The sequence below is a fragment of the Streptomyces sp. A3M-1-3 genome, assembly GCF_024213665.1.
GTDB lineage: Bacteria > Actinomycetota > Actinomycetes > Streptomycetales > Streptomycetaceae > Streptomyces.
Genome location: NZ_JANAVP010000006.1, coordinates 14,625 through 29,605, shown reverse-complemented (window position 1 = coordinate 29,605; position 14,981 = coordinate 14,625). Strand labels below are relative to the sequence as shown.

The 14,981-nt window shown below is 73.2% G+C and carries 12 protein-coding genes and 2 pseudogenes; 8 read left to right on the top strand and 6 right to left on the bottom strand.

What is annotated here, in order from left to right:
• Positions 1-2: 2 nt before the first annotated feature.
• The 4 genes and pseudogenes from NLX86_RS08595 (at position 3) to NLX86_RS08580 (ending at position 4,155) form a co-directional block, all read left to right on the top strand.
• On the top strand, positions 3-1,637 hold the full coding sequence (locus tag NLX86_RS08595) for an amidohydrolase (protein WP_254370999.1): 1,635 nt from the start codon (positions 3-5) through the stop codon (positions 1,635-1,637).
• 77 nt (positions 1,638-1,714) lie between these two features.
• Positions 1,715-2,272 (top strand): annotated as a pseudogene (locus NLX86_RS08590) (extracellular solute-binding protein); the annotation flags it as partial.
• A 165-nt stretch (positions 2,273-2,437) separates the two neighbouring features.
• Entirely contained in the window at positions 2,438-3,265 is an 828-nt protein-coding gene (locus NLX86_RS08585) for a GNAT family N-acetyltransferase (RefSeq protein WP_374213855.1), read from the top strand.
• Entirely contained in the window at positions 3,262-4,155 is an 894-nt protein-coding gene (locus tag NLX86_RS08580) for a 1-acyl-sn-glycerol-3-phosphate acyltransferase (protein ID WP_254370997.1), read from the top strand. Before NLX86_RS08585 ends, NLX86_RS08580 begins: the two co-directional genes overlap by 4 nt.
• Here the strand turns inward: NLX86_RS08580 and egtD are convergent.
• From egtD to egtA, 4 genes are read right to left on the bottom strand one after another with little or no spacing between them, the layout of a single operon-like run.
• Positions 4,050-5,012 (bottom strand): L-histidine N(alpha)-methyltransferase, encoded by a 963-nt coding sequence (egtD, locus tag NLX86_RS08575; RefSeq protein WP_254370996.1) that lies wholly within the window; start codon positions 5,010-5,012, stop codon positions 4,050-4,052. The two genes, NLX86_RS08580 and egtD, sit on opposite strands and share 106 nt — an antisense overlap.
• Positions 5,009-5,764 (bottom strand): ergothioneine biosynthesis protein EgtC, encoded by a 756-nt coding sequence (egtC, locus tag NLX86_RS08570; protein WP_254370995.1) that lies wholly within the window; start codon positions 5,762-5,764, stop codon positions 5,009-5,011. The genes egtD and egtC overlap by 4 nt, the downstream gene beginning before the upstream one ends.
• On the bottom strand, positions 5,764-7,095 hold the full coding sequence (egtB, locus tag NLX86_RS08565) for an ergothioneine biosynthesis protein EgtB (RefSeq protein WP_254371223.1): 1,332 nt from the start codon (positions 7,093-7,095) through the stop codon (positions 5,764-5,766). The genes egtC and egtB overlap by 1 nt, the downstream gene beginning before the upstream one ends.
• An 11-nt stretch (positions 7,096-7,106) precedes the next feature.
• Positions 7,107-8,399, bottom strand: coding sequence for an ergothioneine biosynthesis glutamate--cysteine ligase EgtA (egtA, locus tag NLX86_RS08560; protein WP_254370994.1), 1,293 nt, complete (start codon positions 8,397-8,399; stop codon positions 7,107-7,109).
• Positions 8,400-8,589: 190 nt separating this feature from the next.
• Between egtA and NLX86_RS08555 the strand changes: the two are divergent.
• Positions 8,590-9,422 (top strand): annotated as a pseudogene (locus NLX86_RS08555) (TIGR02452 family protein).
• On the opposite strand, the gene NLX86_RS08550 reads toward NLX86_RS08555, so the two are convergent.
• Positions 9,407-9,865: a type II toxin-antitoxin system PemK/MazF family toxin gene (locus NLX86_RS08550; RefSeq protein ID WP_254370993.1), complete on the bottom strand. Its 459-nt coding sequence runs from the start codon at positions 9,863-9,865 to the stop codon at positions 9,407-9,409. The pseudogene NLX86_RS08555 and the gene NLX86_RS08550 overlap by 16 nt on opposite strands.
• 128 nt (positions 9,866-9,993) lie before the next feature.
• Here NLX86_RS08550 and NLX86_RS08545 point away from each other — a divergent pair, with 128 nt between their 5' ends.
• Positions 9,994-10,902, top strand: coding sequence for a hypothetical protein (locus NLX86_RS08545; protein ID WP_254370992.1), 909 nt, complete (start codon positions 9,994-9,996; stop codon positions 10,900-10,902).
• 4 nt (positions 10,903-10,906) lie between these two features.
• On the opposite strand, the gene NLX86_RS08540 is transcribed toward NLX86_RS08545, so the two are convergent.
• Positions 10,907-12,328, bottom strand: a complete 1,422-nt coding sequence (locus NLX86_RS08540; protein WP_254370991.1) for an amidase — start codon at positions 12,326-12,328, stop codon at positions 10,907-10,909.
• A gap of 208 nt (positions 12,329-12,536) precedes the next feature.
• Here NLX86_RS08540 and NLX86_RS08535 point away from each other — a divergent pair, with 208 nt between their 5' ends.
• Positions 12,537-13,559 carry a LacI family DNA-binding transcriptional regulator gene (locus NLX86_RS08535; RefSeq protein ID WP_254370990.1) on the top strand — a complete coding sequence of 341 codons (1,023 nt, stop codon included), beginning with the start codon at positions 12,537-12,539 and terminating at the stop codon, positions 13,557-13,559.
• A gap of 133 nt (positions 13,560-13,692) precedes the next feature.
• A complete protein-coding gene (locus NLX86_RS08530; protein ID WP_254370989.1) occupies positions 13,693-14,877 on the top strand; it encodes a thiolase family protein in 1,185 nt (394 codons plus the stop codon).
• The last annotated feature ends 104 nt before the right edge of the window (positions 14,878-14,981 follow it).

Genomic DNA, 14,981 nt, shown 5'->3' with positions numbered 1-14,981 from the left:
GAATGCGCATCGACACGATCCTCACCAACCTCACCGCCATCACCCTGGACGAGGTCCGGCCCCGCGCCCACCGCATCGGCCTGCACCACGGGCGGATCGTCGCGCTCGACGAGGACCTGGACGGCCTGCGCGCGGTACGCACCGTGGACCTCGGCGGTGCCTGCGTCGTGCCGGGCTTCAACGACGCACACAACCACATGGCCTTGTACGGCATGGCGCAAGCCGAGCTCGACCTGTCCAGCCCGAACGTGCGCACCCTCGACGACCTGTACACCGCCGTCGCCGAGCGGGCCCGGGAACTGCCGGCCGGCAGCTGGCTGACCGGCTCCGGATACGACCAGAACAAGCTCGGCGGGCACCCGCACCGCGAGGTCCTCGACCGGATCGCGCCGGACCACAAGGTGTGGCTCAAGCACACCTCCGCCCATATGTGCGTGGTCAACTCGGCGGTGCTGAAGGAGATCGACCGTACAGTCCCGGCCGGCGGCCGGGTCGTCACCGGCGCCGACGGGCAGCCCACCGGGCTGATCGAGGAACAGGCCCAGCAACTCGTCCGCGACCTGGTCTACCCGTACTCCACCGCTCAGCTCGCCGACGCCATCGCCCGTGCGAGCCGCGACTATCTGCGCGAGGGCCTCACCTCCTGCACCGAGGCCGGCATCGGTCTCGGCTGGATAGGCCACTCCCCCGTCGAGGCCGCCGCCTACCAGCAGGCCCGCGACGAGGGGCGGCTCGGCGTCCGGGTGCGGCTGATGGTCACCACCGACACTCTGCACCCGCTCCGGCACCACCCCGACGACCCCGGCGGAACCGGACTCGACCTGGGCCTGCGCACCGGCTTCGGCGATGAGTGGCTGCAGCTCGGCGCGGTCAAGGTCTTCTCCGACGGCTCCCTCATCGGCCGTACCGCGGCGATGTGCTGCGACTTCGCGGGCGAGGCCGGCAACCGCGGCTATCTGCAAGCCGATGAGGAGGAGCTGCGGGAGCGGATCGCCGCCGCGCACGCCGCCGGCTGGCAGGTCGCCACCCATGCGATCGGCGACCGGGCCATCGACCTCGTGCTGGACGCGTACGAACAGGCGGCTCTGCGGTTCCCGCGGGCCGGCACCCGGCACCGGATCGAGCACTGCGGAGTCACCCGCCCTGACCAGTTGGCCCGGCTCGCCGCGCTCGGTGTCGTCCCCGTTCCGCAAGCCGCGTTCGTCGGCAGGCTCGGCGACGGGATGCGCGCGGCGCTGGGCCCCGACCGGGAAGCCTGGTGCTACCGGCACCGCTCCTTCCTGGACGTGGGCCTGACCGTACCGGGCAGTTCCGACCGGCCCATCGTCCCCGGAGCCCCGCTGCGCGGCATTCACGACATGGTCAACCGCCGGACCGAGACCGGCGGACTCCTGGGCCCCCAGGAGTCCGTCACCGCACTGGAGGCGCTGCGCGCCTACACCCTCGGTTCCGCCTACGCGGGCTTCGAAGAACACCTCAAGGGCAGCATCCGGCCCGGCAAGCTCGCGGACCTGGCGGTCCTCGACACCGATCCGACAGCCACAGCCCCCGAACGGATCGCAGACACCGCCGTACTGGCCACCCTCGTCGGAGGCCGCTTCGCCTTCGACGGCCGACAGTTCACCCGGTCCGGCTGAACGGACTGCGCAGTCAAGCACCTTCGGCGGGAATCCGCTCGCCTGCGCGGTCGGCCGGGCGGTCGTCCGGCTGCTCGCGACAGGTGCACGCCCTGGGCGAGGGGCCCGCGGACGCGGACGAGGAGACGCCACCGCAGACCGAGGTCTTCGCGCGCGGCGAGGTGGCACAGATCATCGCCCCGCCCGGCTCGGCGCGGATCATCGAGGAGGCCAACCCCGAACTCAAGGGCAGGCTCGGGTTCTTCCCGATCCCCGGCAAGACCGCCGACAGGCCCGGCTCGGTCTTCACCGGCGGCTCCGACCTCGTCATTCCCGAATCGACGCGGCACCGGGACGCGGCGATCGAGGTGATCGAGGCCCCGGCCGGGGAGAAGTGGCAGACCGAGCTCGCCAGAACCATGAGTTACGTACCGAACAAGACCACGCTCGCGCACGTCATCGGCGGCACGGAGAGCACCGCCGCGATGGCCGCGGGTGCGGCCGAGGGCCGCGCCACCCCGAAGTCGGGCCGGTGGGCGCAGGTCGAGGCACAGAACCCGATCAAGCCGTACATGACGGCCGTACTGACCGGAGACGACCCAGGAGAGGCGGCCCGGACGGCATCCACCGCCATCACCTCGTTCCTGGACGAGTAGGCCCATGATCCGCATGTGCTGAATCCGGCCATTCAGCAGCCGCACATCCCCGCTCCCCGAAAAGGTCACGTCGAGTCCAGCCGGCCACGGAAGAAGTAGGGAGCCAGGCCGTCACCCACCGGGCCTGGCACCCGCGCCCGGCCCAGGAGACCCGCCATGACCGCCATGACCGTGACCACCGCCCACCCCCCTGTCCCGGCCCAGCCGGCCGTACCCGCCCAGTCGGCCGCGCCGGCCCCCGCCCCGTCCGCCCTCCCCGGTGCCCACTCCGGCTATGTCGTCGAGCTCGCCCGCGACGAGGCCGACGTCCGGGCCGCCCAGCGGCTGCGCCACCTGGTCTTCGCGGGCGAGATGGGCGCCCGGCTCACCGGCCCCGAGCCGGGCCTGGACTCCGACGCTTTCGACGCGTACTGCGACCACCTGCTCGTCCGTGAGGAGCGCACCGGACAGGTGGTCGGCACGTACCGGCTGCTGCCCCCGGAGCGCGCCGCGGTGGCCGGCCGGCTCTACTCCGAGAGCGAGTTCGACCTCGGCCGGCTCGCCGGGATCCGCGACGACCTGGTCGAGGTCGGCCGCTCCTGCGTCCACCCCGACCACCGCAACGGCGCCGTGATCGCCCTGATCTGGGCCGGCCTGGCCCGCTACATGGTCCGTACCGGCCACAACTGGCTGGCCGGCTGCTGCTCCATACCGCTCGCCGACGGCGGCATTCTGGCCGCCGGCACCCGCGACACGGTCCTGGCCAAGAACCTCGCGCCCGAGGAGTACCGCGTCACCCCGCACCAGCCGTGGACCCCCGAGGGCATCACGATCCCCGCCCGCACCGAGATCCCGCCGCTGCTGCGCGGCTACCTGCGGCTCGGCGCCTGGGTCTGCGGAGAGCCCGCGCACGACCCGGAGTTCGGCGTGGCCGACCTGTACGTCCTGCTCTCCCTGCGCCGCACCAACCCGCGCTACCTGCGGCACTTCCTCTCCCTCGCCCCGGTGTCATGAGCGCCTGGCTGCCCAGTGCGCCGTGCACCCCACGGCTGTGTGCGCAGCACCGGGGACCGGCGTCCGCCGTGCCGCGCACGCTGGCCCGGCTGCTGGCGGGGATCACACTCGTCGTGGCGGGCGTGCTCCTCTGCCCGGCCGTCCGGCGGCTGCCCGCGGCGCGCCGCGACCGCCTCGTCCGGGCGTGGGCCGGGGCCGTGGTCCGTGCCTTCGGGGTACGGACGCGGGTCCTCGGGCACCCCGCGAAACAGGCCGGCACCGGGATGCTCGTGGTGGCCAACCACATCTCCTGGCTGGACATCCCGCTCATCGCGGCCGTGCAGCCGGGCCGCATGCTGGCCAAGAGCGAGATCGGCCGGTGGCCGCTGCTCGGCCCGGTCGCCGCCCGCGGCGGCACCCTGTTCGTCGAGCGCGACCGGCTGCGCGCCCTGCCCGCCACCGTCGCCCGGATGGCCGGAGCGCTCCGCGCCGGTTCGCGGGTGGTCGTCTTCCCCGAGGGCAGTACCTGGTGCGGGCGGCAGCAGGGCCGGTTCCGGCCCGCCGCCTTCCAGGCCGCACTGGACGCCGGGGTCCCCGTCCAGCCGGTACGGATCAGTTACCGGCTGGCCGGCGGAGGGCCTGCGACGGCCGCCGCCTTCGTGGGCGACGACCCGCTGCCCGCGTCCCTGTGGCGGGTCGCGGCGGCCGGCGGGCTGGTCGCCGAGATCACCCTGCTGCCCCGGATCCCGGCCGGCCGCCACCCCGACCGCCGCGCCCTCGCGCGGGCGGCTCAGACGGCGGTCGCTCAGACGGCCGTCGCCAGCGACAGCGCGAACCTGCCCGCCTCATCGGTCCACCACTGGGTCAGCGCCAGCCCGGCACCGGCGAGTTCGGCGCGTACCCCTTCCTGACGGAACTTGGCCGACACCTCGGTACGCATCTCCTCGCCGGCCTCGAAGTGCACCACCAGATCCAGTTCCCGGATCTTCACGGTCAGTGCGGTGCGCGCCCGCAGCCGCATCTCGATCCACTCCTGTTCGCGGTCCCACCGGGCCACATGGTCGAAGTCGTCCGGCTCGAAATCGGCATCGAGTTCCCGGTTCATGACGGCCAGCACATTCTTGTTGAAGGCGGCCGTCACGCCCCGCGCGTCGTCGTACGCGGCGACCAGGGTGGCCTCGTCCTTCACCAGATCGGTACCGAGCAGCAGGGCGTCGCCGGGGGAGAGGAGGGACCGTACGGACTTCAGGAACGCGGTGCGCTCGGCGGGCAGCAGATTGCCGATCGTGCCGCCCAGGAACGCGGCCAGCCGCGGGCCCGGGGTACCCGGCAGCGCGAGACCGCGGGTGAAGTCGGCGATCAGCGCGTGCACGGAAAGCCCGGGGTGGTCGGCCAGCAGCGCCTCGGCCGCGCGGGTGAGCGCGCTCTCGCTGACGTCGACCGGCACATAGGAATGGAGTCCGGGCAGCGCCTCGATCAGATGCCGGGTCTTCTCGGAGGAGCCGGAACCCAGCTCGACGAGCGTGCGTGCCCCGGTCGCATCGGCGATCTCGGGCGCCCGCGCGAGCAGGATCTCCCGTTCGGCGCGGGTGGGGTAGTACTCGGGGAGCCGGGTGATCTCCTCGAACAGCTCGCTGCCCCGTGCGTCGTAGAACCACTTGGGCGGCAGAGCCTTCGGTGTACGGGTCAGCCCGTGCAGCACATCGGCGCGCAGATCGGCCTCGGTGGCGTGCTCGGGCAGGGTGCGGGTCATGAGGAACGGGCTCACGCGGAAGGCTCCTTGAGCGGGGTCAGCAGAACGTCGGTGCGGGTGGCCGCGAGCAGGGTGTGCTCGGGCACCTCGCGCCAGTGCGGATCGTCGTCGTACGGCTCGGAGGCGACGACCGTGCGGCGGCCGGGTTCGGCGAGGTACCAGAGGGTGTCGCCCCAGGCGGTGGCCGTGATCGTCTCGCCGTCGGTGAGCAGGAGGTTGAGCCGCGAGCCGGGGGCGGCCTCGGCCAGGTCGCGCACGGTGTCGGCGAGCGCCTGTCCGGCCTCGTCGCCGGCCCGTAGCCGGTGCAGTACGAGCGCCCAGATCAGCGCCGAGTCGTTGCGCGCCTCCAGGGACAGCAGCGCGGCCGGCGGCAGCGCCGCGGCGAGCGGCTCGGCCGACCGGGGCCAGCCGCGCAGCGCGCCGTTGTGGCTGAACAGCCAGGGCCCGTCGGTGAAGGGTGCGGCGGCGGCCTCCTGGTCGGCGCCCGCCACGGTGGCGTCCCGTACGGCGGCGAGCAGCGCGCCGCTGCGGACCACCCGGGCCAGGTCGGCGAAGGACGGGTCGGCCCACACGGGCCCGGCCCGCCGGTAGCGGCCGGGGACCGGATCGTCCTCGGCGTACCAGCCCACGCCGAACCCGTCGGCGTTGACCGTGCCGTACTGCTGGCGGCGCGGTGCCCAGGACTGGCGGAACAAACTGTGGGCAGGGTGCACCAGCAGCTCGCCGAGCGACACCGCCGGTCCCAGGTACGCGATATGACGGCACATCAGACATCCCTCGCAGTCCGGAAGCCGGCGAAGATCTGGCGCCTGACCGGCAGGTCCCAGTTGCGGAACGTGCCGCGGCACGCCACCGGGTCGACCGCGAAGGACCCGCCCCGCAGCACCTTGTGCGCGCTGCCGAAGAAGACCTCGGAATACTCGCGGTACGGGAACACCGCGAAGCCCGGATAGGGCAGGAAGTCGCTCGACGTCCATTCCCAGACATCGCCGATCAACTGCCGGACGCCGAGCGGCGATTCACCCGCCGGATAACTGCCGGCCCGGGCGGGCCGCAGATGGCGCTGGCCGAGGTTGGCCCGCTCCGGCGTGGGGTCCTCGTCGCCCCACGGGTACCGCATCGAGCGGCCGGTCGCCGGATCGTGGCGCGCCGCCTTCTCCCACTCCGCCTCGGTCGGCAGCCGCCGGCCCGCCCAGCGGGCATAGGCGTCGGCCTCGTACCAGCTGACGTGCAGGACCGGCTCGTCCTGCGGTACGGGTTCGACGACCCCGAAGCGCCGCCGCAGCCACTGACCGGCCTCGCGGCGCCAGAACAGCGGCGCGGCCAGGTCGTGCCCGCGGATCTGCTCCCAGCCCTCCGGAGCCCACCAGCGGGGCTCCTGGTAGCCGCCGTCGGCGATGAAGTGCTGGTACGCGCCGTTGGTCACCGGCAGCGTGTCGATGAAGAACGACGGTACGAAACGGTGGTGCGCGGGCCGCTCGTTGTCCAGCGCCCACGGCTCGGTGGAAGTGCCCATGGCGAACGGGCCGCCGTCGACCAGCACTTCGGCGGCTGCTACCGGCGCACCCTGCGGTACGGGCGGCTCCGGCGCGCTCAGTACCGGCTCACCGCGCCGCAGCTGGTGCGTGATCAGCATCGTCTCGTCGTGCTGCTGCTCGTGCTGGGCGATCATCCCGAAGGCGAAGCCGCCGTCGAGCAGCGGCCCGCCCTCCAGGGCGCTGCGTTCCAGGAGGTCCAGGACCCGGCTGCGCACCTCGGTGGCGTAACCGCGGGCCTCGGCGGGTGCGAGCAGCGGCAGGGCGGGCCGCTCGGCGCGGGGGTGCTCGAACGCGTCGTACAGCGGGTCGATCTCGGGGTGCATGGGCTCGCGCCCGCCGACGGCCCGGAGCAGCCACAGCTCCTCCTGGTTGCCGATGTGGGCCAGGTCCCAGACCAGCGGGGACATGAGCGGCGAGTGCTGCGCGGTCAGATCGGGTTCGTCCACACACTCCGTCAGCGCGCCGGTGCGGTCCCGCGCCGCGCTGAGCGCGTGCAGCGCGCGCTGACGCAGCCCGTCCGCGGAAGTCGCATCCGGGGAGGCCGTGGCTGCGGATGTCACATCGGGTTCGTTCACGGTCGGACGTCCTTCCAGTACAGGTCGTCGGCGGGGCTCAGGCCGCGCGCCACATAGCGGTCGGTGAAGGCGACGACCGCGTCCCGCACTTCGGCGGAGGCACCCATGCGCGGCAGCGCCTCGACGGCCGCCGCGAAACAGGCGACGGCGGCGCAGTGCAGTTCGGGATCGGCCAGGCCGTACCGGGCGGCGTTGATCCACAGCGGATTGCGGGGAGCCGGCAGGATGCCGGCCGTCTCCGCCAGAGGTTTGACGGTCCGATAGGCGGTCTCCGCCGCCTCGGCATCGTCGAAGAGCGCCGCGGTGACCGCCAGCGGGACGATCCAGCCGTTCTCGCCGGACTGGGCGTCGATCATGCGCAGTTCGAGATGCCCGCGCGGTCGGACCGGCGGAAAGAGCGTGGTCAGGTGGTAGTCGAGGTCCGCGCGTGTGGGCGGGCGGGGCTCGCCGGTGCGCACCCACTCCCGGAACGTGAGCCCGTCCGGCACGGTCCACGGCCCACGCTCCGCCCGTATGCACATGACCGGAGCGTCCAGGACATGAGTGGCCCAGGCTGCCCGCGGCTCCGCCTCCAGTGGCGGCGCGAGAGCCCGCACCGGGTCGATCTCGGCCCAGAGCGCCTGCCGCGTGGAACGCCAGCCGGTACGGCGCCGGCGGTGCATGGGCGAGTTGGCGAACGCGGCCACGAGCACCGCGCCCAGCAGATGCGCCATCCGCCACCGGCGCCCGTGGCCGAGGGGGCCCGGCTCCTCGAAACCGGCGTCCAGACAGACCTGAACGGAGGCGGAGGAGCACATCATGGCCCGGCCCGCCGGTCCGGTCCGGTCGAAATGCGCCTCCATCGCGTCGTAGCGGGGTTTGCGCAGCAGCCGGCGCGGCGGGTGCCAGGGGTCCTGGCCGAGGCCGGAAAGGGTCAGACCCAGGCCGCGCAGGACGCCACGTACGGCGTCCAGGTCGGTGGAGACGGAGCTGATGCACGTCATCAGCGAGTCGGCGGGGAGCGAGCTGAGCTCCAGCTGGCCGCCGGGTTCTACGGTGAGCAGCGACTGCAGGGGCACGGCCCGCAGTGCGTGGTAGGCCTCTTCGAGGCGGTCGGACGAGACGGGGAGCTGCGGATGCCGCAGCTCGTGGACGAGCCATTCGAGCTCGACCCCGGTGGTGCGCGGTGGGCCTGTCTTGAAGCAGATGCACCGGAGCCGTGCCTCCACCTCGGCCTCGCCGACCGGTGGGCTGTGCTCCGTACCGTCGTGCTCCGTGCAGCCCTGCTCCGTACAGTCGCCTGCTGGCATGGCCGGATCCTCCTGTCGAAGACCATGACGGGTTCGCCCCGGGCCGGGGCGAACGGCTCCGACCCACCTAAGCCACTGCCGCCGGATCGCACAAGAGTGCCCTTCGCTGCCCTTCGGTCCCTGGAAACGAGTTGCGTCCTACGGCGTCGATCTCCGACGATTTTCGCATGAACGGTCGGGGGGAGCGTCGGTGAGCGCCAGACTGCGCGGGATCGCGCGGCAGAACGAAGAGATCATCGCGGCCGGCGGATACCGGTCACCGGCAGGGCACGAGGTGCGTCTCGCGGAGGCCGTGGCCGCTGCCGGGGCGGGCACCGAGATGTTCGGACCGGAGCCCGTCCCCCTCACCGGCCTGATGCCGAGCGCCCCGGCCACGGCCTTCGAGGTCACTGCCGAGAGCAGTACGCAGGCCGCCCGCCGGCTGGCCGCTACCGGTCCGGTCGCCGTGCTCAACTTCGCCTCCGCCCGCAATCCCGGCGGCGGGTACGTCAACGGCGCCCAGGCCCAGGAAGAGGCGCTGTGCCGGGCCTCCGCCCTCTACCCGACGCTGCTGCGGGTGCCCGAGTTCTACGCCCACCACAGGGCGGAACGCAGCGCCTTCTACTCCGACCGGGTGATCCACTCACCGGCCGTTCCGGTGTTCCGTGACGACCGGGCGCGGCTGCTGGACACCCCCTGCACCGCGGGCTTCCTCACCTCCCCGGCGCCCAACGCCGGAGTGATCCGCCGCCGGGATCCCAAGGACGCGGCCCGCATCCCGGCGGCGACGCCGCCCGTGCCGAACGGGTCCTGGAGACGGCCGCAGCCTGCGGCTACCGGCAGCTGGTGCTCGGGGCCTGGGGCTGCGGGGTCTTCCAGAATGACCCGGCGCAGGTGGCAGGCGCCTTCAAGGCGCTGCTCACCGGTGGCGGCCGGTTCTCCGGGCACTTCGAGCGGGTGGTGTTCGGTGTGCTGGACCGTCGGCCGGATTCACCCACTCGGCCGGCCTTCGCCGATGCCTTCGCGGATCACGTCCACCCGTAGCGATCCGCGAGCCGCCGGACGACCCGGTCGAATCTCGGCCGGTCCAGGGCGCACGCCTCCCGCCGCATCCCGGCCTCGTGCAGGCGCAGCACCCGGTCGAGGTCGACCCACGACTCACGTCCGGCCGAATCCCACGGGCCCACCCCGATCGCGACCCACTCGCGGTCGTGGCCGTGCCGCTTGCTGGACAGCTGTACCGCAAGCAGCGTGCCGCCCGCCTCACGGGCCACCACCAGCACCGGACGGTCCTTGCCTCTGCCGTCGTTCTCCTCGAACGGCACCCAGGTCCAGACGATCTCGCCGGGGTCGGGATCGCCGTCGCGGTCCGGTGCGTACGAGGTACGCACCGGGCCCACGTCGCGGGGGTCGGCCTCGGTCGTCGCCGCCGGGCCGGTGCGGCCGGGGCAGCCGGGGGAGTCGAGATCATCGAGAGAGGTCGTCACCCGGTCACCGTAGGCCCTGCGGGCCTCCCTCCGGCACGGCTGCGGCAGGGCCGGGGCGCGGCTGCGCCGCGCGGAAGCGGTCCGCGGAGCCACAATTGCGTCAAGGCCCCCCAGCCCCTGGAGGAACCGTGCCCCGAGGCGAGAAGACCCTGCGCGTCGTGTACGACACGGCGGAGGCGGCGCAGACGCGGCCCGCCCTGCACGCCAAGATGCTGGCCTGGGCCGCCGAGCCGGTGGACCTGCCGGCCTTCCGCGCCCGCTGGACCGGCCCCACCCAGCTGCCCACCCTGATCGCGTACGAGGGCACCGAACCCGTCGGCTGGGCGATGCTCGACGACGACAGCGAGCACGAGGGCCGCGACACGGTCATGGCCGTCGTGGTCACCGCCCCCGACGACGACGCCACCCACGCCTACCTGGTCCGCTCCGCCGCCGCAGAGGTGCGCCTGCTCGGCCGCACCGGGCTCGGCTGGCTCGGCACACCCGACGACGTGAACGCCCGGGTGGCCTCGCAACTCGGCGCCTCCGCGCGGGAGAGCGGTCACTACTGGGTGGCCGAGCCCGCCACCTGGGGTACCGCGCACCCCGTCGCCCGAGGCGCGCCGATCCGGCTGACCCTGCCGCCCACCGGGGCCCTCCTGCGCGCGTATGTGGATCTCTACCGCCGCTCGCAGGGGCGCGGCTGGGACGACGCGCGGGTCACCGCGGAGCTGAGCGGCCCGGACGCCCCCGTGCTCGCCGCCGGGCTGTGGGACGAACGTACGCTGCGTGGGGTCGTCCATGCCGTCGAAGTGGGACCCCGGGTGTCGATGTGGTTCGTCCGGGCCGGCATCAGCGATGTGGAGACCACGGCGCTGGCGGTCCACCTCTTCGACGAACTGCGCGCGGGCCACCCGCAGGTGCAGCGGGCCACCACGCTCTCGGGCGACGGCTGGGACTCCTCCCCGGACGCCCTGACCGCGGCCGGCTTCCGTACCGAGGGCCGGCTGCTCTCGTTCCGGCTGCCGGCCTTCGAACCGCTCGCGGACACCCCCTGAGCGCTCAGACCGACGCGGCGTCCTCGCTCGCGAGCGTGGGCCACTGCTCGAACCACCGCTGGTCCGCCTCCAGTTGGGCGGCCAGCGAGATCAGCAGCGGCTCGCTGTCGGCGGGGCCGAGCAGCTGCGCGCCCAGCGGCAGACCGTCCGGTGTGAAGCCGGCGGGCACGTTCACGGCCGGCCAGCCCAGTACGTTCCAGGTCCACGCGTACGGGCACGCCGCGATCATCGCCTGGCCCGTCCGCATGCCGTTCAGCCGCGTCATGGCGCCGATGCGGGGCGGGGGAGTGGCGGTGGTCGGGGTCAGCACCACATCGAAGCGGCCGAAGATCTCCCCGACTCTGCGCTGCAGCACCGCCTCGGCCCGGCGCGCGGCCCGCAGCGGACCGCCGCCGAGCACACCGCCCAGCCGGACCGCGTCCCGGGTGCGCGGATCGAGCAGCGCCGGGTCCGGCACCCGGGCGGCCCACTGGCGTACACCGGCGGTCGCACGGGGTACGAAGGCCAGGCCGATCTGTCCGTAGTGGGGGTCCGCCGGTACGACGTCGTGGCCCAGCGCCTCCAGCCGGCCGGCCAGCCGCTCCACCGCCGCACGCACCTCGGGGTCGAGCTGCTTGGGCGTCGCGGTGAACGGCATCCGGAACGACAGGGCGATCCGCAGCCGCCGCGGCTCGCGCCCGGCCGCCGCGACCGCGTCGATGGCGGCCGGCCGGTGGAGGTCCCCGGCGTGCTGCCCGCCCGCCGCGTCCAGCAGCAACGCGGCGTCGGCGACCGTACGGGCGAGTGTGCCGTTGACCGTGATCCCGTTGAACGACTCCGCGTCCGGCCAGGTGGAGATGCGCCCGCGCTGCGGCTTGATGCCGACGAGATGGGTCCAGGCGGCCGGGATCCGGACGGACCCCGCACCGTCCGAGCCGAGCGCCGCGGGCACGATGCCCGCGGCCACCGCGGCGGCGGACCCGCCCGACGAACCGCCGGGCGTACGGCCGGGGTCCCACGGGTTGCGGGTGTCACCGAAGGCAGGCCCTTCGGTGAAGGGCCACTGCCCGAGTTCCGGAGTGTTGGTCTTGCCGACGATGACCGCGCCGGCCGCCCTGAGCCTGCGTACCGCCTCGCTGTCGGTGGTCTTGGCCGGGAAGTCCCCGGGGCAGCCGAAGGCGGTGGGCTCCCCGGCCACGTCCATGTCGTCCTTGACGGCGACCGGTACGCCCAGCAGGGGCAGCCGTTCGCCCGCGGCGAGCAGCTTGTCGGCGGCGTCCGCCTCGGCGAGCGAGGCCTCGGCGCGGACGATACGGAAGGCGTTGAGCGTGGGCTGCGCCGCCTCGATCCGGGCAAGGGTCTGCTCCGTCACCTGTCGTGCGGACACCTGGCCCTCGGCGAGCAACCGGACCGTGTCGACCAGACCCGCAGTGCGTGATTCCGACACCGGACCTCCCCGTTACCGTTCGGTAGTAAGCACACTAACCGGGCGGCGGGCTTCGGGCCATGAACTTCGGCGGACTGTCGTGGCGGGGGAGCGGATCGGGAGCAAATCGGCTGGGACAGACCCGTGAATCGTGTCACCGCGCGGTGCGGCCGTTTCCGGCCATCCGCCAGATCCTCGCCCAGGCCGGTCTGGAAGGATTGCCGGCGCGATGTCTCAGTCACCGAAGCAGCCGGCTGCCCGCCCCATCCCGACCAGCGCCGATGTCGCGCGACTGGCCGGCGTGTCCCGGGCCACCGTGTCGTACGTCCTGAACAACACCTCGGCCGTACGGATCAGCGAGCCGACCCGCCGACGCGTCCGCGAGGCGGCCGAGGAGCTCGGCTATGTGCCGCACGCGGCCGCCCGCAGCCTGCGCGCGGGCCACACCCGCATCGTGCTGCTGCCCACCTCCCACGTACCGGTCGGCCCGCTCTTCAGCCGCTTCTTCAACGAGCTGCAGTGGGCGCTGCGCCGGCTCGACTACACCGTCGTGCAGTACGGCAGCCTTGGCCTCAGCGGCGACCAGGCCGCCCGCGCCTGGGCGGAACTGCGGCCTGTCGCGGTGATCTCGCTCGGCGAGATCACCCTCAGCCCGCAGAACGTCGAGGTGCTCAAGCGCTCCGGCGCCCGCGCGGTGATCACGCTGGGCCCCTCCCGGGTGGAGGGCGCCCACGCCCTTGTCATGGACCAGCGCGAGGTCGGCGGCTGCGCGGCAGCCCATCTGCTGGAGCGCGGCTACCACCGGATCGGCGTGATCATGCCCGCCGAGCCGGGCCTCGAGATGTTCTCCGGTCCGCGGCTGCAGGGCATACGGGAGGCCGCGGCCGGCCGGGGCGCAAGAATCGAGCCACTGGCGATGAGCTATACGCAGGAGTCGGCGGCCGCCCTGGCCGGGCGCTGGCGCGGGCTCGGGCTCGACGCCGTGTTCGCGTACAACGACGAGTACGCGATGCTGCTCATGCGCGCCCTGCAGGACGCCGGCATCGACATCCCCGGTGAGACGGCCGTGATGGGCGCGGACGATCTGCTGCTCGGCACCCTCCTGCGCCCGCGGCTCAGCACGGTCCAGGTGGAGATGACCACGGGGGACCGGCTGGCGGCGCTGGTCGACCACGCGGTACGCGATCCGGGCGCCGCACCCGAGCAGCACGACCTGATCGCGGCCAGGGCTGTCCACCGCGAGTCCAGTTGACGCCGGTCTTGGCCCGGACGGCGGGCCGTTGACAGGGCGCTGCGGGGGGACAGAGACTGCGGACGCATTCAATATGAACCAAAGTTCACTGGGCGAACATCGGGTTCGCCGGCCCCGCCGCAGGAGAGAACCGATGAGCATCCGCGACGTCTACATCGTCGACGCCGTCCGCACCCCGATCGGCAAGTTCGCAGGCGCGCTCGCCTCGGTCCGCCCCGACGACCTGGCCGCCCATGTGGTCCGCGCCCTCGTGGACCGTACGCCCGCGCTCGACCCGTCCCGTATCGACGATGTGGTGTTCGGCGACGCCAACGGCGCGGGGGAGGACAACCGCGATGTGGCGCGCATGGCCGTCCTGCTCGCCGGCCTGCCCGTCTCCGTTCCCGGTGTCACCGTCAACCGGCTCTGCGGATCGGGGCTCGAAGCCGTGATCCAGGCGGCCCGTGCCATCGCGCTCGGCGACGCCTGCGTCGCGATCGCCGGCGGCGTCGAGTCGATGTCGCGCGCGCCCTGGGTGATGCAGAAGCCCGAGCGCGCGTTTCCGGCCGGACATCAGCAGCTCCACTCCACCACCCTCGGCTGGCGGATGACCAACCCGCGCATGCCCGCCGAGTGGACCGTCGCGCTCGGCGAGGGAGCCGAGCTGATCGCCGACAAGCACGGCATCACCCGCGAGCAGCAGGACGCCTTCGCGCTGGAGAGCCACCGCAAGGCCGCCGTGGCATGGGAGGCCGGTATGTACGACGGTGAGGTCGTCCCGTACGAGGGTGTGGATCTCGCGCGCGACGAGTGCATCCGGGAGACGTCCACGATGGAGGCGCTGGCCAAGCTCAAGCCCGTGTTCCGCGAGTCCGGCACGGTGACCGCCGGCAACGCCTCCCCCCTCAACGACGGCGCGGCCGCCCTGCTGCTGGTCGACGAGGACGGGCTGCGGGAGACCGGGCGTGAGCCGCTCGCCCGCATCCGTACCTCCGCGGTCACCGGCATCGAGCCGCAGCACTTCGGACTCGGGCCGGTCGAGGCCGTGCAGCGCGCGCTCGGCAAGGCCGGCCGTTCCTTCGCGGACCTGGCCACCTTCGAGCTCAACGAGGCCTTCGCCGCCCAGTCCCTCGGCTGTCTCGCGGAATGGCCCGATCTCGACCCTGCCGTGGTCAACCCGCGCGGTGGCGCCATCGCCATCGGCCACCCGCTCGGCGCGTCCGGCGCCCGGCTCGCGGGATCGGTCGCCCACCAGCTCGCCGCGGCGGGCTCGGGCACCGGGCTGGCCGCGCTCTGCATCGGGGTCGGCCAGGGGCTGGCCCTGGTCCTGGAGCGCTGACGGACGGCTCTTCAACTCCCCGTTGCCGGGCGGTACTTGTGTCCGCGTAGGGTGCTACGCGCGCCAACACGGGACTTCCTCTCGGCTCATGACGGATCGGAGAT

Excerpts from the sequence above, each read along its gene's own strand:
- egtC (WP_254370995.1), bottom strand. The coding sequence starts at position 5,764 with ATGTGCCGTCATATCGCGTACCTGGGACCGGCGGTGTCGCTCGGCGAG.
- NLX86_RS08530 (WP_254370989.1), top strand. The coding sequence starts at position 13,693 with ATGAGCATCCGCGACGTCTACATCGTCGACGCCGTCCGCACCCCGATC.
- NLX86_RS08595 (WP_254370999.1), top strand. The coding sequence starts at position 3 with ATGCGCATCGACACGATCCTCACCAACCTCACCGCCATCACCCTGGAC.
- NLX86_RS08535 (WP_254370990.1), top strand. The coding sequence starts at position 12,537 with ATGTCTCAGTCACCGAAGCAGCCGGCTGCCCGCCCCATCCCGACCAGC.
- NLX86_RS08580 (WP_254370997.1), top strand. The coding sequence starts at position 3,262 with ATGAGCGCCTGGCTGCCCAGTGCGCCGTGCACCCCACGGCTGTGTGCG.
- NLX86_RS08585 (WP_374213855.1), top strand. The coding sequence starts at position 2,438 with ATGACCGTGACCACCGCCCACCCCCCTGTCCCGGCCCAGCCGGCCGTA.
- egtA (WP_254370994.1), bottom strand. The coding sequence starts at position 8,399 with ATGCCAGCAGGCGACTGTACGGAGCAGGGCTGCACGGAGCACGACGGT.